The following is a 23,361-nucleotide window of genomic DNA, read 5'->3' on the forward strand; positions in this document are numbered from 1 at the left end:
AGCCCAGAGAATAAGCGAAAAGGCCGGCGCATGGCGCCGGCCTTTTCCTGTCAGTGGCTGTGGGAGCTGGCCGCCACCTTGACCCTGGGAGCCGAGGCCCCGCCGTGATGGTCATCCGGATCGGCGACCTTCACCTCATTGCCATCGCAGTCGAAGAGCTTGCCGTCGCGGAAATAGTCGCCCTCGTTCAGGGCGGCGATGTCCTGGTAGCGCAGGGTGCGCTCGCTGGCGGCGACGAACACCGACTGCTGGTCGGAGTTGCCGGCCTTCAGGTGGTTGAAGATGAGGTTCAGCAGGATCGCCATGATGGCGGCCGAGCTGATGCCGGAATGGAAGATGGTTTCGAACCAGGCCGGGAAGTGGTGGTAGAAGGTCGGCGCGGCGATCGGGATCATGCCGAAGCCGATGGAGGTGGCGACGATGATCAGGTTCATGTTGTTGCGGTAGTCCACCTGGGCCAGGGTGCGGATGCCCGAGGCGGCCACGGTGCCGAACAACACGACGCCGGCGCCGCCCAGCACCGAGGTGGGGACCGCGGCGATCAGGCGGCCCATCACCGGCAGCAGGCCGAGGGTCACCAGGATCAGGCCGGCGGTGGCCACCACGTAGCGGCTCTTCACGCCGGTCACGGCCACCAGGCCGACGTTCTGGGCGAAGGCGCTCTGGGTGAAGGAACCGAACAGCGGTGCCAGGGAGCTGGAGATCATGTCGGCGCGCAGGCCGTTGCCCAGGCGCTTGGAATCGACCTTGGTGCCGATGATTTCGCCCACGGCGAGGATGTCCGCCGAGGTTTCAACCAGGGTCACGATGATCACGATCAGCATCGACAGGATCGCCGCGATCTGGAACTCCGGCATACCGAAGTGCAGCGGGGTGGGCATTGCCACCAGCGGTCCTTCGAGCACCTTGGAGAAGTCCGCCATGCCGAAGAACACCGCCGCCAGGGTACCGATCACCATGGCCAGCAGGATCGACAGGCGCGAGATGCTGGCGCTGCCCAGCTTGCTCAGCAGCAGCACGGTGGCGAGGGTGAAGGCGGCCAGGCTGACGTTGGCGACGCTGCCGAATTCCGGCGACTGGCTGTTGCCGCCCATGGCCCAGCGTGCGGCCACGGGCATCAGGGTGAGGCCGATGGTGGTGATGACGATGCCAGTCACCAGCGGTGGGAAGAACTTGGTGATGCGTGAGAATACCGGGGTGATCAGCAGGCCGATCAGCGAGGCGGAAATCACCGCGCCCAACACCACGGGGATACCGCCCTGACCGTTGCCGCCGATGATGGCGATCATGGTTGCCACGCCGGCGAAGGACACGCCTTGCACCAGTGGCAGCTGACAGCCGAAGAAGGGCAGGCCGATGGTTTGCAGCAGGGTTGCCAGGCCACCGGCGAACAGTGAGGCCGCGATCAGCAGACCGATGTCCGCCGGCGACAGCCCGGCGGCCTGGCCTATGATCAGGGGTACCGCGACTATGCCGCCGTACATGGTCAGTACATGTTGCAGGCCGTAGGCAATGTTTGCGCCGATGCCGAGGTTTTCGTCTTCCGGACGTTGCACCGAAGACGGACTTGCGGATGGGACTGTCATGGGTGGGCTCTCGCTTTTGTTCTTGTGCCGAACACTGTAGACAATTTATCGCTCAACTGGCTAGTGGATTGTATACATTTTTATTCTCGCTGTTTTTCGCCAGTTTGCAGGGATAGAGCCATCAGCTTCGGTGATATTCGGGTAAACGTGATCTGACCTATTGGTCAATAAATACGGGGCGACGAATGGCGCTGGGAAAAGACAGGATGCGCCCGGGAAGAACCTCCCGGTTGGCCACGCGCCGGACGGCATCGCGACCTGGCCCGGAGGCCGGGGATAAGGCGGTCGAAGACCCATCGAGCCTTGGCTTTCTCTCGACTGCGGCAGCCGGTATCCTCGCCGCCATGAACAAGACTCTGCCCCTCTGCCTGATTGCCGCCCTTGCGCAGAACCGCGTGATCGGCCGCGACAACCAAATGCCCTGGCACCTGCCGGCGGACCTCAAACATTTCAAGGCCATGACCCTCGGCAAGCCGATCATCATGGGCCGCAAGACCTGGGACTCCCTCGGCCGCCCGCTGCCGGGGCGCCTCAACCTGGTGGTCAGCCGCCAGGAGGGCCTCGCGCTGGAGGGGGCCGAAGTCTTTCCCAGCCTGGACGCCGCGATCGAGCGCGCCGAAGCCTGGGCCCGCGAGGAAGAGGCCGAGGAAGTGATGCTGATCGGCGGCGCCCAGCTTTATGCGCAGGGCCTGGCCCAGGCCGACCGCCTCTACCTGACCCGCGTGGAACTGGCCCCGGAAGGTGATGCCTGGTTCCCCGAAGTGCCGGAGCAGGATTGGCGACTGGCTTCCAGCATCGAGCATGAGGCGACGGCCGAGACGCCGGCCTATGCCTTCGAGGTGTGGGAGAAGCGCTGAGCTTCTGGCCGCTGCGCCGTTTGCTCTTGTTGTGGGGGCGAATTCATTCGCTATGCAGGCCGAAGGCCTGCCTGATGAACACAAGGGACTGCTGCGCAGTCCTTAGCGAATGAATTCGCCCCCACAGGAAAGATTGCCCTCGCGTCGTATCAGACCTGCAGCTCCACCAGCTCCGCCCGCACCCGACGCCCCTCGATCACCAGCAATCCCACCGACACCGGCAACTTGAAGCGCCGCGGCCCCGCGCTGCCGGGGTTGACGTGCAGCAGCTCTCCGCGCCGGGTGATCAGTGGCTTGTGGGAGTGCCCGGTGACTACCACCTCGATGCCACGCGCAGCCAGGTCGTCGGGGATGTCGGCCTGGTCGTGCACCAGGTAGATGCCCACTTCTCCCAGGTGCAGCTCTTCAACGTCCCGGATGCCGTCCGCCCAGGCGTCTCGGTCGTTGTTGCCGCGTACGGCGGTCAGCGGCGCCAGTCCGCGCAAGGAATGGAGGATTTCCGGCTTGCCGATGTCCCCGCCATGGAGGATGTGGTCGCAGCCCTGCAGTGCGGCCAGGGCCTCGGGCCGCAGCAGGCCGTGGGTGTCGGAGATCAGGCCGATGCGCAGGGTCGTCATGGTGAAGGGCCTCGTCGGGGAGCGAGGCCCATTCTGCCACTTAGCGGGTTTGCACCGGGGTTTCCGGCAGGAACCAGTTGAGCAGCAGGGCGCAGAGGCCGCCGGTGGCGACGCCGGATTCGAGGATGTTGCGCAGCGCCGCCGGCATGTGCGCGAGGAACTCAGGCACCTGGGACACACCCAGCCCCAGGGCCAGGGATACGGCGATGATCAGCAGCGCGCGGCGGTCCAGGGTGGTGCCGGCGAGGATGTTGATGCCGGATGCGGCCACCGCGCCGAACATCACCATGGCGGCGCCACCCAGCACCGGCTCGGGAATGGCTTGGAGCACACCGGCCACCGCCGGGAACAGGCCCAGCAGCACCAGCATCAGGGCGATCCACAGGCCGATATGGCGGCTGGCGATGCCGGTCAGTTGAATCACGCCGTTGTTCTGCGCGAAGACCGAGCTGGGAAAGGTGTTGAACAGGCCGGCCAGCAGGGAGTTGGCGCCATTCACCAGCACGCCGCCCTTGATCCGCTGCATCCACAGCGGGCCTTCCACCGGCTGGCGTGAAACCTTGCTGGTCGCGGTGACGTCGCCGATGGCTTCCAGGGAGGTCACCAGGTAGATCACCAGCATCGGCACGAACAACGACCAGGAGAAGCCCAGGCCGAAGTGCAGCGGCACCGGCACCTGCACCAGCGGGGCCTCATGCATGCCGCTGAAGTCCAGGCGGCCGAGCCAGGCGGCCAGGGCGTAGCCCACCAGCAGGGCGATGACGATGGCGCCGCTGCGCATCCATACCAGCGGGATGCGGTTGAGCAGCAGGATCACGCCGAGCACGGTGCCGGACAGCAGCAGGTTCTCGCCGTTGGCGAAGCTGCCGTCGCCCATGGCGGAGAAGCCGCCGCCCATGCTGATCAGGCCCACCTTGATCAGGGTCAGGCCGATCATCAGGACTACGATGCCGGTCACCAGTGGATTGATCAGGCGCTTGATGAAGGGCAACACGCGGGAGATGCCCATCTCGACGAAGGCACCGGCCATCACCACGCCGAAGATCGCCGCCATCACCCCTTCCACCGGCGTGCCCTGCTTGACCATCAGAGCGCCGCCGGCGATCAGCGGGCCGACGAAGTTGAAGCTGGTGCCCTGGACGATCAGCAGCCCCGCGCCGAAGGGTCCGAAACGCTTGCACTGGACGAAGGTGGCGATGCCGGAGACCACCAGGGACATGGAGACGATCAGGTTGGTGTCCCGTGCCGATACGCCCAGTGCCTGGCAGATCAGCAGGCCCGGCGTGACGATGGGGACGATGATCGCCAGCAGGTGCTGCAGCGCGGCGAGCAGCGCTGCCAGCGGGCGCGGCTTGTCTTCCAGGCCGTAGAGCAGTTCGTTGCTGGCCTCGATGACGGGAGGCTTTTCCAGTGAAGTCATGACGATCGACCGCAAAAAAGCGGCGATTCTACTGCGTAGGATGGGTTGGGCGAAGCGATACCTGTCGAACGCGAACCTGTAGGAGCGATTTCAATCGCGAAACGGGCCGAAGGCTCGTCCCAGGGGGCATCGCGAATGAATTCGCTCCCACAAGAAAGCAGAAAGCCCGGCGCGGAGGCCGGGCTTTCTTGTTGCTGGAGCTTACAGGTGGTCCAGCATCGCCTTGTTGCGCACCGCACCCTTGTCGGCGCTGGTGGCCAACAGGGCGTAGGCCTTGAGCGCGGTGGTCACCTTGCGCGCGCGCGGCGCGGCCGGTTTCCAGCCTTTCTTGTCCTGCGCGTGGCGGCGGTGGGACAGCTCTTCATCGCTGACCAGCAGCTGGATGGTGCGGTTGTGGATGTCGATGTGGATCCTGTCGCCGTCCTCCACCAGGCCGATGGCGCCGCCGGCAGCGGCTTCAGGCGAGGCGTGGCCGATGGACAAGCCCGAGGTGCCGCCGGAGAAGCGGCCGTCGGTGAGCAGGGCGCACTGCTTGCCCAGGCCCTTGGACTTCAGGTAGCTGGTGGGGTAGAGCATTTCCTGCATGCCCGGGCCACCTTTCGGACCTTCGTAGCGGATGATCACCACGTCGCCGGCCTTCACTTCGTCGGCGAGGATGCCCTTCACCGCGGCGTCCTGGCTTTCGAAGATCTTCGCGGTACCTTCGAACACATGGATGGACTCGTCCACGCCGGCGGTCTTCACCACGCAGCCGTCGAGGGCGATGTTGCCGTAGAGCACGGCCAGGCCGCCTTCCTGGGAGTAGGCATGCTCGACGCTGCGAATGCAGCCTTCGGCGCGGTCGTCGTCCAGGGTCGCCCAGCGGGTGCTCTGGCTGAACGCGGTCTGGGTCGGGATGCCTGCCGGGCCGGCCTTGAAGAAGGTGTGTACGGCTTCATCCTGGGTCTGGGTGATGTCCCATTGGGCGATGGCATCGCTCATGCTCGGGCTGTGCACGGTGGGCACGTCGGTGTGCAGCAGGCCGCCACGGGCCAGCTCGCCGAGGATGCTGAAGATGCCGCCGGCGCGGTGCACGTCTTCCATGTGGTACTTCTGGATGTTCGGCGCCACCTTGCACAGCTGCGGCACTTTGCGCGACAGGCGATCGATGTCGCGCAGGTCGAAGTCGATTTCCGCCTCCTGGGCGGCGGCCAGCAGGTGCAGGATGGTGTTGGTCGAGCCGCCCATGGCGATGTCCAGGGTCATGGCGTTCTCGAAGGCCTTGAAGCTGGCGACGTTGCGCGGCAGCACGGACTCGTCGCCTTCGCCGTAGTAGCGCTGGCACAGCTCGACGGCCAGGCGGCCGGCGCGCAGGAACAGCTGCTCGCGGTCGCTGTGGGTGGCCAGGGTGGAGCCGTTGCCCGGCAGCGCGAGGCCGAGGGCCTCGGTCAGGCAGTTCATCGAGTTGGCGGTGAACATGCCGGAGCAGGAGCCGCAGGTGGGGCAGGCGCTGCGCTCGTATTCGGCGACCTTCTCGTCGGAGCAGGAGTCGTCGGCGGCGGCGACCATGGCGTCCACCAGGTCCAGGCCGTGGTTGGCCAGCTTGGTCTTGCCGGCTTCCATCGGGCCGCCGGAGACGAAGACCACCGGGATGTTCAGGCGCAGGGCGGCCATCAGCATGCCGGGGGTGATCTTGTCGCAGTTGGAAATGCAGACGATGGCGTCGGCGCAGTGGGCATTGACCATGTATTCCACGGAGTCGGCGATGATCTCGCGGCTCGGCAGGGAATAGAGCATGCCGTCGTGGCCCATGGCGATGCCGTCGTCGACGGCGATGGTGTTGAATTCCTTGGCCACGCCGCCGTGTTTCTCGATTTCGCGGGCAACCAGCTGGCCCAGGTCCTTGAGGTGCACGTGGCCGGGCACGAACTGGGTGAAGGAGTTGGCGATGGCGATGATCGGCTTCTTGAAATCCTCGTCCTTCATCCCGGTGGCGCGCCACAGCGCACGGGCGCCGGCCATGTTGCGGCCGTGGGTGGAGGTTTTCGAACGGTAATCGGGCATGACGGTTTCCTGCGGCTAATCAGGTATCGGTTGTAAGCGTATGGTGAGCGCCGCCTGTGCCGGTTGCAAACGGCAGTTGGCCGTGCGTTCGGAAGGGGCCGGGAGACGAGGCGGGGTCACCGCTCGTTCGGCCTAGGCTCACTCAAGCCCGCCGGAGGATGGTTGGCGAGGAATCGCCCGATTCTACGCCGGGCCCGACCGGCAGGGAAAGGCTGGCGGTCGGGCCGGCGCGAGGCGCCGGCCCTGGCGCCGCCGCGATCAGCTGTTGGGCAGCAGGCGGCAGGTCAGGCTCTTGATGTAGCGAGTCTCGCTGATGGCCGGGTGCACCGGGTGGTCCGGGCCCTGGCCGCCGCGCTCCAGCAGGAGGATGTTGCGGTCCAGGTGGCGGGCGCTGTTGAGCAGGATGTTCTGCAGGTCGTCCTCCGGCAGGTGCATGGAGCAGGAGGCGCTGACCAGGATGCCGTCCTTGTTGAGTAGGCGCATGGCCTGTTCGTTGAGGCGGCGGTAGGCGGCCTCGCCGTTCTTCAGGTCCTTCTTGCGCTTGATGAAGGCCGGCGGGTCGGCGATCACCACGTCGAAGCGCTCTTCGGCGGCCTTGAGCTCCTTCAGGGCTTCGAAGACGTCGCCTTCGACACAGGCGACCTGCTCGGACAGACCGTTCAGTGCGGCGTTGCGCTCGACGCCGTCGAGGGCGAAGCCGGAGGCGTCCACGCACATGACTTCAGTGGCGCCGAAGGCCGCGGCCTGCACGCCCCAGCCGCCGATGTAGCTGAACAGGTCGAGCACGCGCTTGCCCTTCACGTAGGGCGCCAGGCGTGCGCGGTTCATGCGGTGGTCGTAGAACCAGCCGGTCTTCTGGCCTTCCAGTACCGGGGCTTCGAACTTCACGCCGTTCTCCTCCAGGGCGACCCACTCGGGCACCACGCCGAACGCGGTGTCGACGTAGCGCTCCAGGCCTTCGGCGTCGCGGGCGCTGGAATCGTTTTTCCAGAGCACGCCGCGAGGTTTCAGCACCTGCACCAGGGCGTCCAGCACGGCGTCCTTGTGGCGTTCCATGGCCGCGGAGGCGAGCTGCACCACCAGAATGTCACCGAAGCGGTCCACCACCAGGCCGGGAAGCAGGTCGGAATCGCCATAGACCAGGCGGTAGAAGGGCTTGTCGAAGAGCCGTTCGCGCAGGCTCAGGGCGACGTTGATGCGGTGCACCAGCAGCGACTTGTCCAGGCTGTGCTTGACGTCGCGGGAGACCAGGCGGGCGCAGATCAGGTTGTTCGGGCTGAGGGCGACCACCCCCAGCGCCTTGCCGCCGGCGGCTTCGAGAATCGCCTGGTCGCCCGGCTGGAAGGCGTTCAGCGGGGTGGCGACCACGTCCACTTCGTTGCTGTAGACCCACAGGTGGCCGGCGCGCAGGCGTCGATCGGCATTGGCTTTGAGGCGCAGGCTGGGCAGGGACATGAGTCTCTCTCCGGAAAAAAGGCCGGGATTATACCCTAGCCCGCACCGGCTCCGGGGGCCGCCCGGCGGTGCTCGCGGCGACCTGGTGGGAACGAACGGAAGCAGCCAGAAATCCTGCGCTACAGGCCGGCGCATCCGGGTAGACTGTCGCCTCGGTCAACCTTCTTCTTCATCCCCATGGCTCAAGAACTTTCCGCAGAACAGATTCGCCAGGTCCTGCAGGGCATCAGCGTGCCGCCGCAACCGCAGATCATGGTCGACCTGCAGATGGAGCAGGTCATGCCGAGCCCGGACCTCAAGTCCATCGCCCGGCTCATCAGCCAGGACCCGGGACTGTCCGGTGCCCTGCTGAAGATCGTCAACTCGCCGTTCTTCGGCCTGACCAACCGCATCGCCTCGATCCAGCAGGCGGTGAACCTGCTCGGCTGCAACACGGTGATCAACCTGATCAACGCGCAGTCGATCAAGGGCGAGATGAGCGACGAGACCATCGTCACCCTGAACCGCTTCTGGGATACCGCCCAGGACGTGGCCATGACCTGCCTGACCCTGGCCAAGCGCATCGGCTACCAGTCGGCGGACGAGGCCTATGCCCTCGGCCTGTTCCACAACTGCGGCATCCCGCTGATGCTCAAGCGTTTTCCCGACTACATGACGGTGCTGGAAGAGGCCTATGCCAGCGCCGGCCCGGAGCGTAGGGTGGTGGACACCGAGAACCGCCTGCTGAACACCAACCACGCCGTGGTCGGCTACTTCACCGCGCGCTCCTGGCGCCTGCCCGAGCACCTCTGCGAAGCCATCGCCAACCACCACAACGCCCTGTCCATCTTCAGCGACGACTCCGGCCGCGACGCGCAGCTGAAAAACCTGCTGGCGATCCTCAAGATGGCCGAGCACATCTGCGCCTCGCACCTGGTGCTGGGCAACCAGGCCGAGGACCATGAGTGGCAGAGCATTCGCGCCCAGGTACTGGACTATGTGGGGCTCTCGGAGTACGACTTCGAGAACCTCAAGGAAAGCATCCGCGAGCTGGGCGCCCACTGACGCACGCCCATCGACGCCGCCAGGCCCCGGATTTCATCCGGGCTACCGACCGAGAGCCGCCGTACGCATTCGAGATACGCCATGCCTGAACTACCCGAAGTCGAAACCACCCGCCGGGGCATCGCCCCCTTCCTGGAAGGCAAGCGCGTCAGCCGGGTGATAGTGCGTGAGCGCCGCCTGCGCTGGCCCATTCCCGAGGACCTCGACGTGCGCCTCTCCGGCCAGTGCATCCTCAAGGTGGAGCGTCGCGCCAAGTACCTGCTGCTGCAGGCCGAGGCCGGCACCCTGATCAGCCACCTGGGCATGTCCGGCAGCCTGCGTCTGGTGGAGGCCGGGCTGGTGGCGGCCAAGCACGAGCATGTGGATATCGAGCTGGAATCGGGCATGGCCCTGCGCTACACCGACCCGCGCCGCTTCGGTGCCATGCTCTGGAGCGACGACCCGCTGAACCACGAGCTGTTGCGCCGCCTCGGTCCCGAGCCGCTTGGCGGGCTCTTCGACGGCGAGCGCCTGTACCAGCTTTCCCGCGGCCGCAGCATGGCGGTCAAGCCGTTCATCATGGACAACGCGGTGGTGGTGGGCGTAGGCAACATCTACGCCAGCGAGGCGCTGTTCGCCGCCGGCATCGATCCGCGCCGCGAAGCCGGTTCCATTTCGCGGGCGCGCTACCTGGCGCTCGGCGAGGAGATCAAGCGCATCCTCGCCCAGGCCATCGAATGCGGCGGCACCACCCTACGGGACTTCGTCGGCGGCGACGGCAAGCCGGGCTACTTCCAGCAGGAGTTGTTCGTCTACGGCCGTGGCGGCGAGTTCTGCAAGAACTGCGGCTCGACCCTGCGGGAAATTCGTCTCGGCCAACGCGCCAGCGTCTATTGCCCGCGCTGCCAACGCTGAATCCGCGCCGGGCCGCGAGGTCCGGCGTCTGCCATCCAGCTCTCAACCTCCAAGAGCAACAAAGAAGTCTTCCCCATGTACGGTAACTACCTGCCCCGCAATCCTTTCGCCGAGGCGGTCGGCCACGGCGTGCTCAAGCTGATGGGCTGGCGCATCGAAGGGCGCATGCCGGACCTCGACAAGTTCGTGGTGATCGGCGCCCACCACACCTCCAACTGGGATTTCGTGATTTTCCTCGCGGTGAAGTTCGTACTGCGCTTGAATGCACGTTGGTTCGGCAAGCACACCCTGTTCCGCTGGCCCTTCGCCGGCCTGATGCAGCGCTGGGGCGGGGTGCCGATCCAACGCCACCTCAGGCTGAACATGGTGGAGCAGGCGGTGCAGAGCTTCCGCGAGAGCCGCCAGTTCATGCTGGTGATCTCGCCGGAAGGCACGCGCAAGCGGGTGGAGCGCTGGAAGATGGGCTTCTACCACATCGCCCGAGGCGCCGAAGTGCCCATAGTTCCGGCCGCCCTGGACTACGCCAACCGCCGCGTGGTCATAGGTCAGCCATTTTTCCCCAGTGGCGACGAGCAGGCCGACCTGCGTCAGCTGCTGGCCTTCTACCGCCCGTACGTGCCGAAAAAACCCGACTACGCTTTCCATGGCGATTGAAGGCCGTCACGGTGTCAATCTGCCATGCACTGTTATAGTTTTTCGCACACTCATCGTTGAAGGATCGCCCTCATGAACCTGTTCCGCTCCACCGCTGCTGTCCTGGCGCTGACCACTGGCCTGCTGGCGCTGCCGGCTGGCGCGGAAGTGGTGCAGGAGAATGCCAGCGGTGACCCCATGTACACCGTTGAGGCCCCCACCGGCTACAGCATGGCCGGCGACGTGCTGATCGCCCGGCCGCTGCTGATCGGCGCCACTGTGATCGGCGCCGGCCTGTTCATCATCAGCCTGCCCTTCTCGGCCCTGGGCGGTAACGTCGAGGAAGCCGCCAACGAGCTGATTGGCGTGCCGGGCCGGGAAGCCTTTGTGCGCTGCCTGGGCTGCACCATGAGCGGCTACAGGCACGACAGGGCCAGCGAAGGCTACTGAGCCTCCCCCCTCACCAGGCCGACGGCTCCATCCCTTCCGGGATGGGGCCGTCGGTGTTTTCAGGCAGGGCGCGGGTTGCCGGACGGCCACAGCATCGGGTAATAGCTGGTGCCTGGTCCGGGTGAAGGAATACCGCCCGTGAAGGCCTGCTCCCGCGTTGTCCTGTTCGCCCTGGCCGCCTCGACCTGCCGGTGGACGAGGCACGCCGGCAGTTCTGGGTCAGCGGCCGCCCTGCAGCGGGTGGACGCGAAGGCCGCGGCATTCGACGGTGCCTTCCGCACCCGCCTGTTCAATGCGGTGCGCAGCGGCGAGTTGGATGGCCTGCAGACCAGTTCGCTAATGAACGACCTGGGTTATGCCGGCCGGATCTTCCAGAGCCTGCGCAATGTGCTGTAGGGCGAATCTGGGCAGTCGCCCTTGGTAGGTTGGCGCTGAGCGCAGCGAAGCCCAACGATCCATGCACCGTGCCATCCTTGTTGGGCTTCGCGGCGCTCTGCCCAACCTACGACTTGTCCTTCAGCGTGGCGCGTCGGGGATTTGGGGATTCAATGGTGAGCCGGTGAGGCGTGGTCCACCCTTCGGGGCCGCTGCGCGGCCCTTCGCGAAGCTACTTCATCTTCTCGACTTCGAGCACGTCGGAAAGGCCCAGGCCGCGTGGGTCGCTGGCGGCTTCGAGGCTGCCCTTGGCCTTGTTCCAGTAGAGCACCTGCTGGTTGCCGTAGTTGCGCTCCAGGGGCTTGAGACTGTAGCCGCGGGAACGCAGTTCGGCGGTTTCGGCGCTGCTGAAGGCGCCCGGCTCGTGCTCGATCTGGTCCGGCAGGTACTGGTGGTGGTAGCGCGCCACCGCCGGCCAGCGGCTGACCGGCTGGCCGTCCAGGTACTCCAGCACCGACAGCAGCACCATGCTCGGAATCCGGCTGCCGCCCGGCGTGCCAAAGGCGGCGAAGTCCTGCTCGCTTTCGATGAAGGTGGGGCTCATGGACGACAGCGGGCGCTTGCCCGAGCCCACCGCGTTGGCCTGGCTGGCGGCCAGCCCATAGGCGTTGGCGCCGCTGGGGTCGGCGGCGAAGTCGTCCATCTCGTCGTTCAGCAGCACGCCGGTGCCGGGTACGGTGAAGGCGGCGCCGAAGGGCAGGTTGATGGACAGGGTGGCGGCCACTGCGTTGCCGTCCTTGTCGATCACCGCGAAGTGGGTGGTGTGGTCGCCTTCGCGCCAGGGTTTGGCTGGCGGCAGGGCGCTGCTGGGGGTGGCGCGGCGCGCGTCGATGCCGGCGGCGAGATTCTTGAGGTAGTCCGCGTCGAGTAGCTTCGCCTGGGGAATGGCGACGAAGTCCGGGTCGCCCAGCAGGCCGCGGTCGCGGTAGGCCCGGCGCAGGACTTCCACGATGTAATGGCTGCGCTGTACCCGTTCGGCCTTGCGCCAGGGCAACTGCTGCAGCATCGCCAGGCTCTGGGCCAGGGCGATGCCGCCGGCCGAGGGCGGCGGTGCGCTGATCAGCTCGCGGCCCTCGGCCAGGCGGAAGCGGATCGGCTGGCGCTCGACGGTGCGGTAGCTGGCCAGGTCGCGCAGGCTCCAGATGCCACCGGCGGCGTTCACTTCCTGAACCAGCTTCTCGGCGGTCGGTCCGCTGTAGAAGCCGGCCTTGCCGTAGCGGGCGATGCGCTCGAGGGTATTGGCCAGCTCCGGTTGGCGCAGCAGGCTGAATTCTTCCGGGATCTCGCCCTTGTGGTCGAGGAACAGGCGTGCCGTCTCGGGGTCGTCGCGCAGGGCCGCCAGGCGCCAGCTGGCGCGTTCGCGGTAGATGCGGTCCACCGAGATGCCGTCCCGCGCCAGGCGGATGGCCGGGGTCAGGCTGTCGTGCAGCGGCAGGCGGCCATAGTGGCCGGCGATATCCGCCAGTGCCGCCGGCAGGCCGGGAATGGCGGCGGCCAGCGGGCCGTCCAGGGAGAGACCCGGGTCAGCCTTGCCATCGCGTACGTAAAGCCGCGGATGGGCGGCCAGGGGCGCACGTTCGCGGGCGTCGAGGAAGCGGTAGACGGGCTTGTCGCCTGCCTGTCGGAGGAGGAAGAAACCGCCGCCGCCAAGGCCCGAGCCGTAAGGCTCGGCCACGGCCAGGGCGGCGCTGATGGCGACCGCAGCATCGAAGGCGTTACCGCCCTGGGCCAAGGTCTCCAGGCCGGCTACCGTGGCCGACGGACTGGGTGTGGCGACGGCTGCGCGCCCGGGCTCGGCGGCCTGCAGGGTTCCCGCGCAAAGCAGGAGCAGCGTCGCGACGAGCGCGCCACGGCGGTACGAGCCGCGTTCCGGGCGGCCCACGGGTCAGGCCTTGCCGGTGAGCTTCAGGTACTTCTGCATCAGCTCATCCTTGCTTTCGACATGGGCATCGTCCAGGGGGATGCAATCGACGGGGCAGACCTGCTGGCACTGGGGCTCGTCATAGTGACCGACGCACTCGGTGCAGAGGTTGGGGTCGATCACGTAGATCTCCTCGCCCTGGGAAATGGCGCCGTTTGGGCACTCGGGTTCGCAGACGTCGCAGTTGATGCAGTCGTCGGTGATCTTGAGGGACATGGGAACAACTCCTGCCGTCGCCAGGCAGCGACGGCCTTGTACAGAAATTAGCGGAATTGTGCCGGATTGCCGCGATCGACGCACGCGCCGATCGCGGCCGAGGGACTTCAGCGCTTGAAACGCTCGGCCAGGGCCTGGGCTACGGCGGGGTGGACGAACTTGCTGATATCGCCGCCAAGGGCCGCTATTTCGCGCACCAGGGTGGAGGAGATGAAGGAGTACTTTTCCGACGGGGTGAGGAACATGCTCTCCACGTCCGGCGCCAGTTGGCGGTTCATGTTGGCCAGCTGGAATTCGTACTCGAAGTCGGACACCGCGCGCAGGCCGCGCAGGAAGACATTGGCGTTCTGCTCCTTGACGAAGTGCGCCAGCAGGGTGGAGAAGCCCACCACTTCGACGTTCGGCAGGTGCTTGGTGACCTCGCGGGCCAGTTCCACACGCTGCTCCAGGCTGAACAGCGGATTTTTCTTGGGGCTGGCTGCTACAGCAATGACCACGCTATCGAACAGACGAGAGGCGCGTTCGATCAGATCGCCGTGGCCCTTCGTAATGGGGTCGAAGGTGCCCGGGTACAACACTCGGTTCATCGCGACGTCCTGGCAGGGGTCCGTAAGGGAATCGGATGGTAGCGCAGCAAACCCCCATGGGCCAAGACGAGGGCGCCCGCTGGGCTACAGGCGGCGCACGGAGATGGGTCCGGCACCGCCAGGCCGGCCATCAGGCCTGGCCCAGCCGCTCGGCGAGGGCGCTGGCCAGCTTGGCGGTCAGGCCGTAGATCGACAGCTGCGGGTTGGCGCCGATGCTGGTGGGGAACAGCGAGCCGTCGTGGATCGACAGATTGGCCAGCTGGTGATGACGGCCCAGGCTGTCGGTCACCGCCTGCTGCGGGTCCTCGCCCATGGCGCAGCCGCCCATCACGTGGGCGCTGCCCAGGCGGGCGCGGTAGAGCTCCAGCGGCAGGCCGTCGATCAGGCTGCGGGCCTCGCTCAGGGTTTTGACGTAGTCGGCGTCGGCGTGCATCGGCAGCACGGCGCGGGCGCCGGCGGCGAACTGGACCTCGGCCATCACCTGATAGGCGCGGCGGATGCCGTCCCAGGTGTAGTCGGTCATGCGGTAGTCGAGCACCGGGCTGCCGTCGCCGCGCAGTTCCACCGTGCCCTCGGCGCTGTCCGGGTGGAAGCCGTCGCGCATCAGCGCCAGCATCACGTTGGTGTGGGGCAGCTGCTCCATGCGCAGGGCGTTGTCGATGCCGAAGCGCCCCAGCAAGGTGCTGGTGAGAGAGGGATGCAGCGGCGGTACTTCGAGCTTGTAGGACATGCGCCCGGTGGCGCCGTCGTCCCACTGGAAGTGATCGGAATAGATGGATTGCGGCGCGCCGTAGAAGGGGTTGATCAGTCGCTCGAACTGCGCGGCGGAGAAGTTCACCACGTGCAGGAAGGTGCGCTTGCCGGTGCGCCCGTGCGGGTCCGGCGCGTCCGAGCGCAGCAGCAGGCCCGGGGTGTTGATGCCGCCGCCCGCCAGCACGTAGTGGCGGGCCTTGACCCGGATCTTGCGGCCGGTCGGCGCCACGCAGCGCTCGTCCAGGCCCAGGCATTCGATGCCGGTCACCTTGTCGCCCTCGATCAGCAGCTTCTCGGCGCGGGCCAGGTAGAGCAGCTCGCCACCCTTGTCGAGGGTGGCGGGGATGGTGGTGACCAGCATCGACTGCTTGGCGTTGGTCGGGCAGCCCATGCCGCAGTAACCGAGGTTCCAGCAGCCGCGCACGTTGCGCGGAATGACCTTCCAGTGCAGCCCGAGCTTCTCGCAGCCCAGGCGGATCACGTCGTTGTTCGGGTTCGGCGGAATGGCCCAGGGCGCCACGCCCAGGCGCTGTTCCATCTTCTCGAACCAGGGAGCCATCTCGGCCACGGAGAGGCCTTTGACTCCATGCTCGCGCGCCCAGTGTTCCAGGGTTGGATCCGGGGTGCGGAAGCTCGAGGTCCAGTTGACCAGGGTGGTGCCGCCCACGGCGCGGCCCTGGAGGATGGTGATGGCGCCATCCTTGGTCATCCGGCCTATGCCTTCCTGGTAGAGGCTGGGGTAGGCCTCGGCCTCCTGCATCTTGAAGTCGGAGCTGGTCTTCAGCGGCCCTTCCTCGATCAGCAGCACCTTGAATCCGGCGGCACTGAGGATTTCTGCCGTGGTGCCGCCACCGGCGCCGCTGCCGACTATGGCGACATCGGCCTCCAGGGTCAGGTCCTGCTCCAGGCGTGAGCCGTTGTGGGTTTTCCAGCCGCGGGCCAGGCCTTCGGCAAACAGATCGGGTACAGGCATGTCAGGGTCTCGGGCGAATTCTTGTCGTTTTCTTGCCGTGGCGCGGGGCTCAGACCGTCGGCGGGCCTGGGTAACCGCAATGCGCCCAGGATTCCGGGCGGCCGTACCAGGCCATCATCACCAGTTGCAGCAGGGAGGCGTGGCCCATCTTCAACAGGCCGATGGAGCTGTGCTCCCAGCGCGCCAGGAACTCGCGCACGTCCTGGGCGCCGGCCTTCTCCCAGCTGCCCCAGATGCCGGTCAGCGGGCCGCGGGTCAGCGGCAGGGCGAGCACGTCGAAGAGCTGCAGGGTCAGCTTGAGCATCTCCGGCGACAGGCGATGCAGGGCGTAGTCCAGGCTTTCGAGGGTGTCCTCGATGGCCTGGGGGACTTTCTCGCTGGGCACGGCGCCTTCCAGCATCACCGGCACCAGGGCACGGAGGAAGGGCAGGTCGGATTCGCGCAGCACGGCAAAGCCACCGGCCGGCACGCTGGCCGAGCAGCCGGTGAGGCTGGCGGCGACCCCGGCAGTGGCGAGGAAGGCCGAGCCGAACAGCCCGACCTTGAGCAGGTTGCGCCGGGACAGGCCCGGCGCGTCGAGGGTGGTTTCGCTCATTCTTGTTATCTGCCTGCGAAAGCCCGCCTCAGCGGACGAAGAGTTTATGGACCAGCTTCTGGATGGCCTTGCCATAGGGCGGATAGATCATTTTCGCGGCATTGAAGCGCTGCTTGATGAACACGCCCTTGGCCTTGCTGAAGGTGAGGAAACCTTCGTGGCCGTGGTAGTGGCCCATGCCCGAGGGGCCGATGCCGCCAAAAGGCATGTCGTCCTGGGCCACGTGCAGCAGCGTGTCGTTGAGGCACACGCCGCCGGAGTGGGTCTCGTGCAGCACGCGCTGCTGTTCGCCGCGGTTGTAGCCGAAATAGTAGAGGGCCAGCGGGTGCGGGCGGTCGTTGATGTAGGCGAAGGCGTCTTCCAACTGGCGGTAGGGGACGATCGGCAGCAGGGGGCCGAAGATCTCCTCCTGCATCAGTTTCATCTCGTCGGTGGCGTTCAGCACCAGGGTATGCGGCAGGCGCCGGCCCTGGGCTTCGGGGAACAGCGGCACCAGGCGCGCACCCTTTGCTTTGGCGTCCGCCAGGTAGCCATTGAGGCGGCCCAGCTGGCGCTCGTTGATGATGGCGGTGTAGTCGGGGTTGTCCTTGAGCTGCGGGAAGAAGCCCTGCACAGCCTGGCGGTAGGCTTCGACGAAACCGTCGACGCGGTCCTCGGGCACCAGCACGTAGTCCGGCGCAACGCAGGTCTGGCCGGCATTCATGGTCTTGCCGAAGGCGATGCGCTCGGCGGCGTCGGCCAGCGGCACGTCGGTGGAGACGATGGCTGGCGATTTGCCGCCCAGTTCCAGGGTCACCGGGGTCAGGTTCTCGGCAGCCGCGCGCATCACATGCTTGCCGATGCTGGTGGCGCCGGTGAACAGCAGGTGGTCGAAGGGCTGGCGGGAGAAGGCCACGCCCACCTCGGCTTCGCCCAGCACCACGCCGACCAGATCCTCGGGGAAGATCCGCGCTAGCAGGTCCTTGAGCAGTTGCGAGGTGGCCGGGGTGGACTCGCTCATCTTGATCATCACCCGGTTGCCGGCGGCCAGGGCGCCCACCAGGGGGCCGATGGCCAGGTACAGCGGGTAGTTCCAGGGCACAATCACCCCGACCACGCCCAGCGGCTGGTAGACCACCTTGGCCGAGGCCGGCTGGAAGGCCATGCCGACGCTGCGGCGCGACGGCTTCATCCATTTGCGCAGGCGCTTGGCGACGTAGTGGATGCCGTGCAGGCTGGGCATGATCTCGGCCAGCAGCGTCTCGTTGGCCGAGCGATTGCTGAAGTCCTGGGAAATGGCGGCGATCAGGGCGTCCTTTTCGGCGAACAGCAGCTCGCGCAGGGAAGTCAGCCACTGGATGCGTTGGTCGGCGCTGGGCATGGGGTTGGCGCGGAAGGCCTCGCGCTGGCGCTGGAAGAGGCTTTCCAGCTGGCTGATCTGCTGCTGGCTCTGTTGCAGGTAGGCAATGTCGGCGACCATGGCGCGGTTCCTCGGCGGCTCCGGGAGAGTCGTCCGAATCCGCTGGGCGGACGCGGCGGGCTCTGTTGTTGTGGTGTCGCTGGATTGTTAGAGCAAATGCTCTAATCTGTCAAATAGCTTGCCTGCCGGGCTGCCCGGCGGCAGCCCAACGAAATGCTGGACAGGGTGCCAGCGGGTAACAACGGGTGTTTCCCGACGCCCTCCCGGTGTGTACCTTTGGCGCTCGCCGTGCCGACCGATAGCAGGAAGATCCACCCGATGGCCCAACGACCCAAGACCCGCGACCGCATCGTTCTGGAGAGCCTCGCGCTGTTCAACACCCAGGGCGAGCGCAACGTCACCACCAACCACATCGCCGCGCACCTGGGCATGTCGCCGGGCAATCTCTATTACCACTTCCGCAACAAGCAGGAGATCATCGCCGAGCTGTTCGGCCAGTACGAAACCAGGGTGGACAGCTTCCTGCGCCCGCCGGAAGGGCGCGAGGTGACGGTGGAGGACAAGACCTTCTACCTGGAGTCCCTGCTGGCGGCGATGTGGGACTTCCGTTTCCTGCATCGCGACCTGGAGCACCTGCTGGAGTCCGACACGGAACTGGCCGCGCGCTACCGCCTGTTCGCCCAGCGCTGCCTGGACCACGCCCAGGCCATCTACCGCGGCTTCGTCGAGGCCGGCATCCTGCGGATGAACGCCGCCCAGGTCGAAGCCCTGACCCTCAACAGCTGGATTATCGTCACTTCATGGGTGCGCTTCCTCTGCACCACCCGTTCGGAGGCCGGCGACCTCAGCCAGGAGCTGCTTCGCCGCGGCATCTACCAGGTACTCGCGCTGGAGGGTGGCTACCTCGCGCCCGAGGCGCAGCCGGCGGTCAAGGCGCTGTACGAGAAGCTCTACGTACCGCTGGAGCAGGTGGTGCCGAGCTAGCGGACGCTCGCCAGCCAGCCCGGAATCCGCCGCTCCAGGTAGTAGGCGGGTTTCTGCGGTGACCCTTCGACGAAGCCCACGTGCCCGCCCTGTCCATGCAACTCCATGCGCGTGCTGGCCGAGAGTTCGTGGGCTTCCGGAAGGCTGTGGCGGAAGACGAAGGGGTCGTCGGCGGCCTGGATCAGCAGGGTCGGAATGCGGATGCCGCCCAGGTAGTAGCGGCTGGAGGCGCGGCGGTAGTAGTCCTGGGCATCGCTGAAACCGTGCAGGGGAGCGGTGATGCGGCCGTCGAAGTCCCAGAAGGTGCGCAGGCCGTCCAGTGAGCCCAGGCTCGCCAGGGTGGACAGGTGCTCCGCATGGCCCTGATGTTCGAACAGCCGCTGCTTGCCCTTCACATAGGCGACCATCTCGCGCATGAAATGCGCCTGGTAGACCCGTGAGAAGCCGAGGGCAATGCGGTCAGCACACTGGTCCAGCCGATAGGGCACCGAAACCGCCACCGCTGCATCGAGGCCGCAGTCGTCGCCGGTCTCGCCCAGGTACTTGAGCAGCACATTGCCCCCCAGCGAATAACCGACCGCATAGAGCGGCGCCAGTGGGCGACTGGTACGCAGGTGGCGGACGGTGGTCGCCAGGTCTTCGCTGACACCCGAGTGGTAGCCGCGCGGCAACAGGTTGGGTTCTCCGGAGCAGCCGCGCCAATTGATGGCCACGCTGGCCCAGCCGCGGGTCGCCATTTCCTGCTGCAGACCGACGACGTACAACGAATTGGAGGAGCCGGTGAGGCCATGCAGGACCAGCACCAGCGGCGCGCTGGCCTCGTGGGGGCCGTGCCAGTCCAGGTCGAGGAAGTCGCCATCATCCAGCCACAGACGCTCGCGGCGCCGCTCCAGATGGAGCGGCTTGCGGCAGAAGGGCGACCAGAGGGTCTGCAGGTGGGGGCTTGGGAGCCACCAGGCGGGCTGGAAGCCGAGGCTGGTAATAGCTGGGGAATGGAACTGGTTCATCGGTGTTGCCGTAAGTCAGGCGTCAGGACTCTCCGCCGTCTCGCGCTGCCACAGGGCGTAGTACACCTGGCCGGCCTTCTTTTCCCGGTGAAGGCGCCAATTGCCCGGCAGGCCCAGTGAGGAGGGCGGGTTCTCGCTTTCGGTATAGACCCAGGCACGGGGGGCGAGCCAGCCGCGTTGTTCCAGGAGGTCGCAGACCGGCGCCAGGAGGTTCTGGTTGAACGGCGGATCGAGGAATACCAGGTCGAAGACCTTCGGTGCCTGGGTGTCCAGGTAGCGCAGGGCGTCGCTCTGCAGCAGTTGCCCGCGGCCGCAGCGCAAGGCATCCAGGGTGCCACGCAGGGCCGCCACCGAGTCGGGATTGAGGTCCAGTGCCAGGGCTTCGGCGGCGCCGCGGGACAGGGCTTCGAGGTAGAGCGCGCCGCTGCCGGCAAAGGGGTCCAGCACGCGGGCGCCTTCCACATGGGGCGCCAGCCAGTTGAACAGGGTTTCGCGCACCCGGTCGGGGGTCGGCCGCAGGCCGGGGCCGTCCGGGAAGGCGAAGCGCCGCGAGCGCCATTCGCCGCCGATGATGCGGAGCTGGCCCTGGCCGCCGTGGGCAGGCTTGGCGGGTTTGGCGTTTGGCTTGCGCATCAGTGCTCCGGTACGCCGCTGGGCATTTCGGCGGGTTTGTCGGTGGGCGGCGGCAGTTCCTTCTGGGTCACGGTCGGGCCGGCGGTGACTATGACGAACTGGTCCGGAGAGAGGTGTTTGGCCATGGCGGCCTTGACCTGGGCGACGTCCAGCGCCTGGACCTGCGCCATGAAGTCTTCCAGGTAGGTCAGCGGCAGGTCGTAGAAGCCGATGGCGCCGAGTTGGCCGACTATGTCGGCGTTGCTCGCGGTGGACAGCGGGAAGCTGCCGGCCAGTTCGCGCTTGGCGTCGTCCAGTTCCTTCTGGGTCGGCCCTTCGGCCAGGTACTGGCGGACGATGTCCTGGATCAGCTCGAGGGTGCCCTGGCTCATTTCGGCGCGGGTCTGCAGGCCGATCATGAAGGGGCCGCGCACCTGCATGGCGGTGAAGCCGGAGCTGACGCCGTAGGTCAGGCCGCGCTTCTCGCGCACCTCTTCCATCAGCCGGGTGCCGAAGCCGCCGCCGCCGAGGATCTGGTTGCCCAGGTAAAGGGCGGCGTAGTCCGGGTCGTTCCGGTCGATGCCGAGCTGGGCCAGCATCAGATGGGTCTGCTTGGACGGGAACTCGATGTGGCTGAGGCCCGGCTTGGGCGCCTCGGGCTCGGGCAGCTTCGGCAGCGCCGGACCCTGGGGCAGGGCCTTGGACACCTGGTTGGCGATGGCTTCGGCCTCGGCGCGGGACAGGTCGCCAACCAGGGCGATCACCACGTTGCCGGCGGCATAGGCCTTCTGGTGGAAGGCGCGCAGCTGGGCCACGCTGATGCCCGGGATGGACTTCTCGTCGCCCTCGCTGGAATGGGCATAAGGGTGCTGGCCGTAGAGCTTCTCGAACAGCTCCAGGCCGGCGAGCTTGCCGGGGTTCTGCTTCTGGAACTCGAAGCCGGAGAGCATCTGGTTCTTGATCCGCGCCAGGGAGTCCTCGGGAAAGGTCGGCGCGCCGATCACCTGGGTGAAGAGGTCCAGGGCCGGTTGGCGCAGATCGGCTTCGGTCAGGCTGCGCAGGCTGGCGATCGCCATGTCGCGGTAGGCGCCGTTGCCGAATTCCGCGCCCAGGCCCTCGAAGCCCTCGGCGATGGCGGTGACGTCCTTGCCGGCCACGCCCTCGTTGAGCATGGCGTTGGTCAGGGTGGCGACGCCCGAGGCGTCACCGTCCTGGCTGCTGCCGGCGGCGAAGGTCAGGCGCAGGTCGAACATCGGCAGCTCGGGGGCTTCGACGAACAGCACCTTGGCGCCTTCCGCGGTTTTCCAACTGTGGATATCCAGGGCTCGGCGGCCGGGGGCCTTGCTACCCAGCTCGGCCACGGATTGCAGGCCTGCAGCGGGGGCGGCGGTGTCGGCCGTGGCCATGCCGGCCGGACGATTGACGATGAAGCCCAGCACGCCGAGCAGGGCGATCAGGGCCAGGCCGAGCAGGCCGTAACGCAGGCCATTGCGCTCACTCATTGCGGGCCTCCTCGGGCAGGACATGGGCGACGCTCAGGCGGTCGCGGGTGAAGAAGGTCTTGGCGGCGGCCTGGATGTCGGCGGGGGTCACGGCTTCCAGGGCCTTGAGGTCCTGGTCCATCAACTTCCAGGACAGGCCGACGGTTTCCAGCTGGCCGATGGTGGTGGCCTGGCTGGTGATGGAGTCGCGCTCGTACACCAGCTCGGCGATCACCTGGGCGCGTACGCGCTTGAGTTCCTCGGCGCTCGGCGGGGTGTTCTTCAGGTCCTCCAGCTGCCGCCAGATGCCGGCTTCGGTCTGTTCCAGGGTCTTGCCCTTCTGCACGTTGGGTGTGGCGCTGATGACGAACAGGCTGTCGCCGCGGGGGAAGCCGTCGTACCAGGCGGAGGCGCCGCTGACCAGCTCCTCGCCACGCTCCAGGCGGCTGGGCAGGCGCGCGCTGTAGCCGCCATCGAGCAGGGTGGAGATCAGTCGCAGGGCGTGAACCTGGCGGGCGTCCTTGGCGGTGGCCAGGCCCGGCGCATTGAAGCCCATCAGCAGGCTCGGCAGCTGGGTGCGCACGTGCAGGGTCAGGCGGCGTTCGCCGGGGGCTGTCAGTTCCAGTGGCTTCTTGGCGGGCGGAATGGCGCGCTTCGGAATGCCGGCGAAGTGGCGCTCGGCGAGGCCCTTGACCTCGTCCGGAGTGACGTCACCGACCACCACCAACGTGGCGTTGTTCGGTGCGTACCAGGATTCGTACCAGTGACGCAGCTCCTCCACCTTCATGCGGTTGAGGTCGGCCATCCAGCCGATGGTGGGGATGTGGTAGCCGCTGGCCGGGTAGGCCATGGCCTTGAAGCGCTCGAAGGCCTTGGCGGTGGGCTTGTCGTCGGTGCGCAGGCGGCGCTCCTCCTTGATTACCTCGATCTCGCGCTTGAACTCCTCGGGCGGCAGCTTGAGGCTGGCCAGGCGGTCGGCCTCCAGCTCGAAGGCAACGCCCAGGCGGTCGCGGGCCAGCACCTGGTAGTAGGCGGTGTAGTCGTCGCTGGTGAAGGCGTTTTCCTCGGCGCCCAGTTCGCGCAGGATACGCGAGGCCTCGCCGGGGCCGAGCTTGCGGCTGCCCTTGAACATCATGTGTTCGAGGGCGTGGGAGAGGCCGGTCTGGCCGGGCGTCTCATAGCTGGAGCCGACCTTGTACCAGAGCTGGGATACCACCACCGGAGCGCGGTGGTCTTCGCGGACCACGACCTTCAGGCCATTGTCCAGGGTGAACTCGTGAGTGGGTTGGTTGTCTGCAGCCAGTGCCACAGCAGGCAGACAGAGAGCGCAGTACAGCAAGCCGGCGGCTTGGCGGGCAAAGGCTTTCATCGATGTTTTTGACCTGTCGGACGGCCCCGG

General features: G+C 66.7%; 22 protein-coding genes. 7 read left to right on the forward strand and 15 right to left on the reverse strand.

Annotation, left to right across the window (positions count from 1 at the left end; translation table 11 throughout):
* Positions 1–50: 50 nt before the first annotated feature.
* Positions 51–1,586, reverse strand: coding sequence for a nucleobase:cation symporter-2 family protein (locus E8F11_RS14295; protein WP_280289473.1), 1,536 nt, complete (start codon positions 1,584–1,586; stop codon positions 51–53).
* Between the two features lie 344 nt (positions 1,587–1,930).
* Between E8F11_RS14295 and E8F11_RS14300 the strand changes: the two genes are divergently transcribed.
* The gene (locus tag E8F11_RS14300) at positions 1,931–2,443 is read left to right on the forward strand and encodes a dihydrofolate reductase (RefSeq protein WP_280289474.1); all 513 of its coding nucleotides are present in this window, start codon (positions 1,931–1,933) and stop codon (positions 2,441–2,443) included.
* 149 nt (positions 2,444–2,592) lie between these two features.
* Here E8F11_RS14300 and E8F11_RS14305 read toward each other — a convergent pair whose 3' ends face one another.
* From E8F11_RS14305 to E8F11_RS14320, 4 genes are all read right to left on the reverse strand, one after another.
* Positions 2,593–3,051 carry a metallophosphoesterase family protein gene (locus E8F11_RS14305; protein WP_280289543.1) on the reverse strand — a complete coding sequence of 153 codons (459 nt, stop codon included), beginning with the start codon at positions 3,049–3,051 and terminating at the stop codon, positions 2,593–2,595.
* Between the two features lie 49 nt (positions 3,052–3,100).
* On the reverse strand, positions 3,101–4,480 hold the full coding sequence (locus E8F11_RS14310; RefSeq protein ID WP_280289475.1) for a nucleobase:cation symporter-2 family protein: 1,380 nt from the start codon (positions 4,478–4,480) through the stop codon (positions 3,101–3,103).
* 201 nt (positions 4,481–4,681) lie between these two features.
* Positions 4,682–6,523, reverse strand: a complete 1,842-nt coding sequence (gene ilvD, locus E8F11_RS14315) for a dihydroxy-acid dehydratase (RefSeq protein WP_280289476.1) — start codon at positions 6,521–6,523, stop codon at positions 4,682–4,684.
* Positions 6,524–6,781: 258 nt separating this feature from the next.
* Positions 6,782–7,978 (reverse strand): class I SAM-dependent rRNA methyltransferase, encoded by a 1,197-nt coding sequence (locus tag E8F11_RS14320; RefSeq protein WP_280289477.1) that lies wholly within the window; start codon positions 7,976–7,978, stop codon positions 6,782–6,784.
* Between the two features lie 231 nt (positions 7,979–8,209).
* On the opposite strand from E8F11_RS14320, the gene E8F11_RS14325 reads away from it, so the two are divergent.
* From E8F11_RS14325 to E8F11_RS14345, 5 genes are all read left to right on the forward strand, one after another.
* Positions 8,210–9,022, forward strand: a complete 813-nt coding sequence (locus E8F11_RS14325) for an HDOD domain-containing protein (RefSeq protein ID WP_280289544.1) — start codon at positions 8,210–8,212, stop codon at positions 9,020–9,022.
* 81 nt (positions 9,023–9,103) lie between these two features.
* The gene (mutM, locus tag E8F11_RS14330) at positions 9,104–9,916 is read left to right on the forward strand and encodes a bifunctional DNA-formamidopyrimidine glycosylase/DNA-(apurinic or apyrimidinic site) lyase (protein ID WP_280289478.1); all 813 of its coding nucleotides are present in this window, start codon (positions 9,104–9,106) and stop codon (positions 9,914–9,916) included.
* Between the two features lie 75 nt (positions 9,917–9,991).
* Positions 9,992–10,570, forward strand: a complete 579-nt coding sequence (locus E8F11_RS14335; RefSeq protein WP_280289479.1) for a lysophospholipid acyltransferase family protein — start codon at positions 9,992–9,994, stop codon at positions 10,568–10,570.
* Positions 10,571–10,642: 72 nt separating this feature from the next.
* Positions 10,643–10,999 (forward strand): multidrug transporter, encoded by a 357-nt coding sequence (locus E8F11_RS14340; protein ID WP_280289480.1) that lies wholly within the window; start codon positions 10,643–10,645, stop codon positions 10,997–10,999.
* 138 nt (positions 11,000–11,137) lie between these two features.
* Positions 11,138–11,395 (forward strand): hypothetical protein, encoded by a 258-nt coding sequence (locus E8F11_RS14345; protein ID WP_280289548.1) that lies wholly within the window; start codon positions 11,138–11,140, stop codon positions 11,393–11,395.
* Positions 11,396–11,606: 211 nt separating this feature from the next.
* On the opposite strand, the gene ggt is transcribed toward E8F11_RS14345, so the two are convergent.
* The 6 genes from ggt to E8F11_RS14375 all read right to left on the reverse strand — a co-directional run bounded on the left by ggt (position 11,607) and on the right by E8F11_RS14375 (position 17,938).
* Entirely contained in the window at positions 11,607–13,265 is a 1,659-nt protein-coding gene (gene ggt, locus E8F11_RS14350) for a gamma-glutamyltransferase (protein WP_280289545.1), read from the reverse strand.
* 54 nt (positions 13,266–13,319) lie between these two features.
* Positions 13,320–13,571, reverse strand: coding sequence for a YfhL family 4Fe-4S dicluster ferredoxin (locus E8F11_RS14355; protein ID WP_089390982.1), 252 nt, complete (start codon positions 13,569–13,571; stop codon positions 13,320–13,322).
* Positions 13,572–13,678: 107 nt separating this feature from the next.
* A complete protein-coding gene (gene coaD / locus E8F11_RS14360; protein WP_280289481.1) occupies positions 13,679–14,158 on the reverse strand; it encodes a pantetheine-phosphate adenylyltransferase in 480 nt (159 codons plus the stop codon).
* Between the two features lie 130 nt (positions 14,159–14,288).
* A complete protein-coding gene (locus E8F11_RS14365; RefSeq protein ID WP_280289482.1) occupies positions 14,289–15,884 on the reverse strand; it encodes a GMC family oxidoreductase in 1,596 nt (531 codons plus the stop codon).
* 49 nt (positions 15,885–15,933) lie between these two features.
* Complete coding sequence (locus tag E8F11_RS14370) at positions 15,934–16,479, reverse strand: twin-arginine translocation pathway signal protein (protein WP_280289483.1); 546 nt, start codon at positions 16,477–16,479, stop codon at positions 15,934–15,936.
* 28 nt (positions 16,480–16,507) lie between these two features.
* On the reverse strand, positions 16,508–17,938 hold the full coding sequence (locus E8F11_RS14375; RefSeq protein ID WP_280289484.1) for a coniferyl aldehyde dehydrogenase: 1,431 nt from the start codon (positions 17,936–17,938) through the stop codon (positions 16,508–16,510).
* Between the two features lie 258 nt (positions 17,939–18,196).
* Here E8F11_RS14375 and E8F11_RS14380 point away from each other — a divergent pair, with 258 nt between their 5' ends.
* Positions 18,197–18,862 carry a TetR/AcrR family transcriptional regulator gene (locus E8F11_RS14380; protein WP_280289485.1) on the forward strand — a complete coding sequence of 222 codons (666 nt, stop codon included), beginning with the start codon at positions 18,197–18,199 and terminating at the stop codon, positions 18,860–18,862.
* On the opposite strand, the gene E8F11_RS14385 is transcribed toward E8F11_RS14380, so the two are convergent.
* From E8F11_RS14385 to E8F11_RS14400, 4 genes are read right to left on the reverse strand one after another with little or no spacing between them, the layout of a single operon-like run.
* A complete protein-coding gene (locus E8F11_RS14385) occupies positions 18,859–19,869 on the reverse strand; it encodes a hydrolase (protein WP_280289486.1) in 1,011 nt (336 codons plus the stop codon). The genes E8F11_RS14380 and E8F11_RS14385 overlap by 4 nt on opposite strands.
* A 15-nt stretch (positions 19,870–19,884) precedes the next feature.
* Positions 19,885–20,502 (reverse strand): 16S rRNA (guanine(966)-N(2))-methyltransferase RsmD, encoded by a 618-nt coding sequence (gene rsmD, locus E8F11_RS14390; RefSeq protein WP_280289487.1) that lies wholly within the window; start codon positions 20,500–20,502, stop codon positions 19,885–19,887.
* Positions 20,502–21,983, reverse strand: a complete 1,482-nt coding sequence (locus E8F11_RS14395) for a pitrilysin family protein (RefSeq protein WP_280289489.1) — start codon at positions 21,981–21,983, stop codon at positions 20,502–20,504. Before E8F11_RS14395 ends, rsmD begins: the two co-directional genes overlap by 1 nt.
* Positions 21,976–23,331 (reverse strand): pitrilysin family protein, encoded by a 1,356-nt coding sequence (locus E8F11_RS14400; RefSeq protein ID WP_280289490.1) that lies wholly within the window; start codon positions 23,329–23,331, stop codon positions 21,976–21,978. Before E8F11_RS14400 ends, E8F11_RS14395 begins: the two co-directional genes overlap by 8 nt.
* Between the last annotated feature and the right edge of the window lie 30 nt (positions 23,332–23,361).

Origin of the sequence: Pseudomonas sp. BN417 (genome assembly GCF_029871205.1) — a bacterium.
GTDB lineage: Bacteria > Pseudomonadota > Gammaproteobacteria > Pseudomonadales > Pseudomonadaceae > Metapseudomonas.

What these genes read in the sequence shown, in the direction of transcription:
- E8F11_RS14335 (WP_280289479.1), top strand. Translation starts at nt 9,992, where the DNA reads ATGTACGGTAACTACCTGCCCCGCAATCCTTTCGCCGAGGCGGTCGGC.
- rsmD (WP_280289487.1), bottom strand. Translation starts at nt 20,502, where the DNA reads ATGCGCAAGCCAAACGCCAAACCCGCCAAGCCTGCCCACGGCGGCCAG.
- E8F11_RS14340 (WP_280289480.1), top strand. Translation starts at nt 10,643, where the DNA reads ATGAACCTGTTCCGCTCCACCGCTGCTGTCCTGGCGCTGACCACTGGC.
- E8F11_RS14370 (WP_280289483.1), bottom strand. Translation starts at nt 16,479, where the DNA reads ATGAGCGAAACCACCCTCGACGCGCCGGGCCTGTCCCGGCGCAACCTG.
- E8F11_RS14395 (WP_280289489.1), bottom strand. Translation starts at nt 21,983, where the DNA reads ATGAGTGAGCGCAATGGCCTGCGTTACGGCCTGCTCGGCCTGGCCCTG.
- E8F11_RS14365 (WP_280289482.1), bottom strand. Translation starts at nt 15,884, where the DNA reads ATGCCTGTACCCGATCTGTTTGCCGAAGGCCTGGCCCGCGGCTGGAAA.
- E8F11_RS14320 (WP_280289477.1), bottom strand. Translation starts at nt 7,978, where the DNA reads ATGTCCCTGCCCAGCCTGCGCCTCAAAGCCAATGCCGATCGACGCCTG.
- E8F11_RS14380 (WP_280289485.1), top strand. Translation starts at nt 18,197, where the DNA reads ATGGCCCAACGACCCAAGACCCGCGACCGCATCGTTCTGGAGAGCCTC.
- E8F11_RS14310 (WP_280289475.1), bottom strand. Translation starts at nt 4,480, where the DNA reads ATGACTTCACTGGAAAAGCCTCCCGTCATCGAGGCCAGCAACGAACTG.
- E8F11_RS14385 (WP_280289486.1), bottom strand. Translation starts at nt 19,869, where the DNA reads ATGAACCAGTTCCATTCCCCAGCTATTACCAGCCTCGGCTTCCAGCCC.
- E8F11_RS14375 (WP_280289484.1), bottom strand. Translation starts at nt 17,938, where the DNA reads ATGGTCGCCGACATTGCCTACCTGCAACAGAGCCAGCAGCAGATCAGC.
- ilvD (WP_280289476.1), bottom strand. Translation starts at nt 6,523, where the DNA reads ATGCCCGATTACCGTTCGAAAACCTCCACCCACGGCCGCAACATGGCC.
- E8F11_RS14295 (WP_280289473.1), bottom strand. Translation starts at nt 1,586, where the DNA reads ATGACAGTCCCATCCGCAAGTCCGTCTTCGGTGCAACGTCCGGAAGAC.
- E8F11_RS14300 (WP_280289474.1), top strand. Translation starts at nt 1,931, where the DNA reads ATGAACAAGACTCTGCCCCTCTGCCTGATTGCCGCCCTTGCGCAGAAC.
- coaD (WP_280289481.1), bottom strand. Translation starts at nt 14,158, where the DNA reads ATGAACCGAGTGTTGTACCCGGGCACCTTCGACCCCATTACGAAGGGC.
- E8F11_RS14400 (WP_280289490.1), bottom strand. Translation starts at nt 23,331, where the DNA reads ATGAAAGCCTTTGCCCGCCAAGCCGCCGGCTTGCTGTACTGCGCTCTC.
- E8F11_RS14355 (WP_089390982.1), bottom strand. Translation starts at nt 13,571, where the DNA reads ATGTCCCTCAAGATCACCGACGACTGCATCAACTGCGACGTCTGCGAA.
- mutM (WP_280289478.1), top strand. Translation starts at nt 9,104, where the DNA reads ATGCCTGAACTACCCGAAGTCGAAACCACCCGCCGGGGCATCGCCCCC.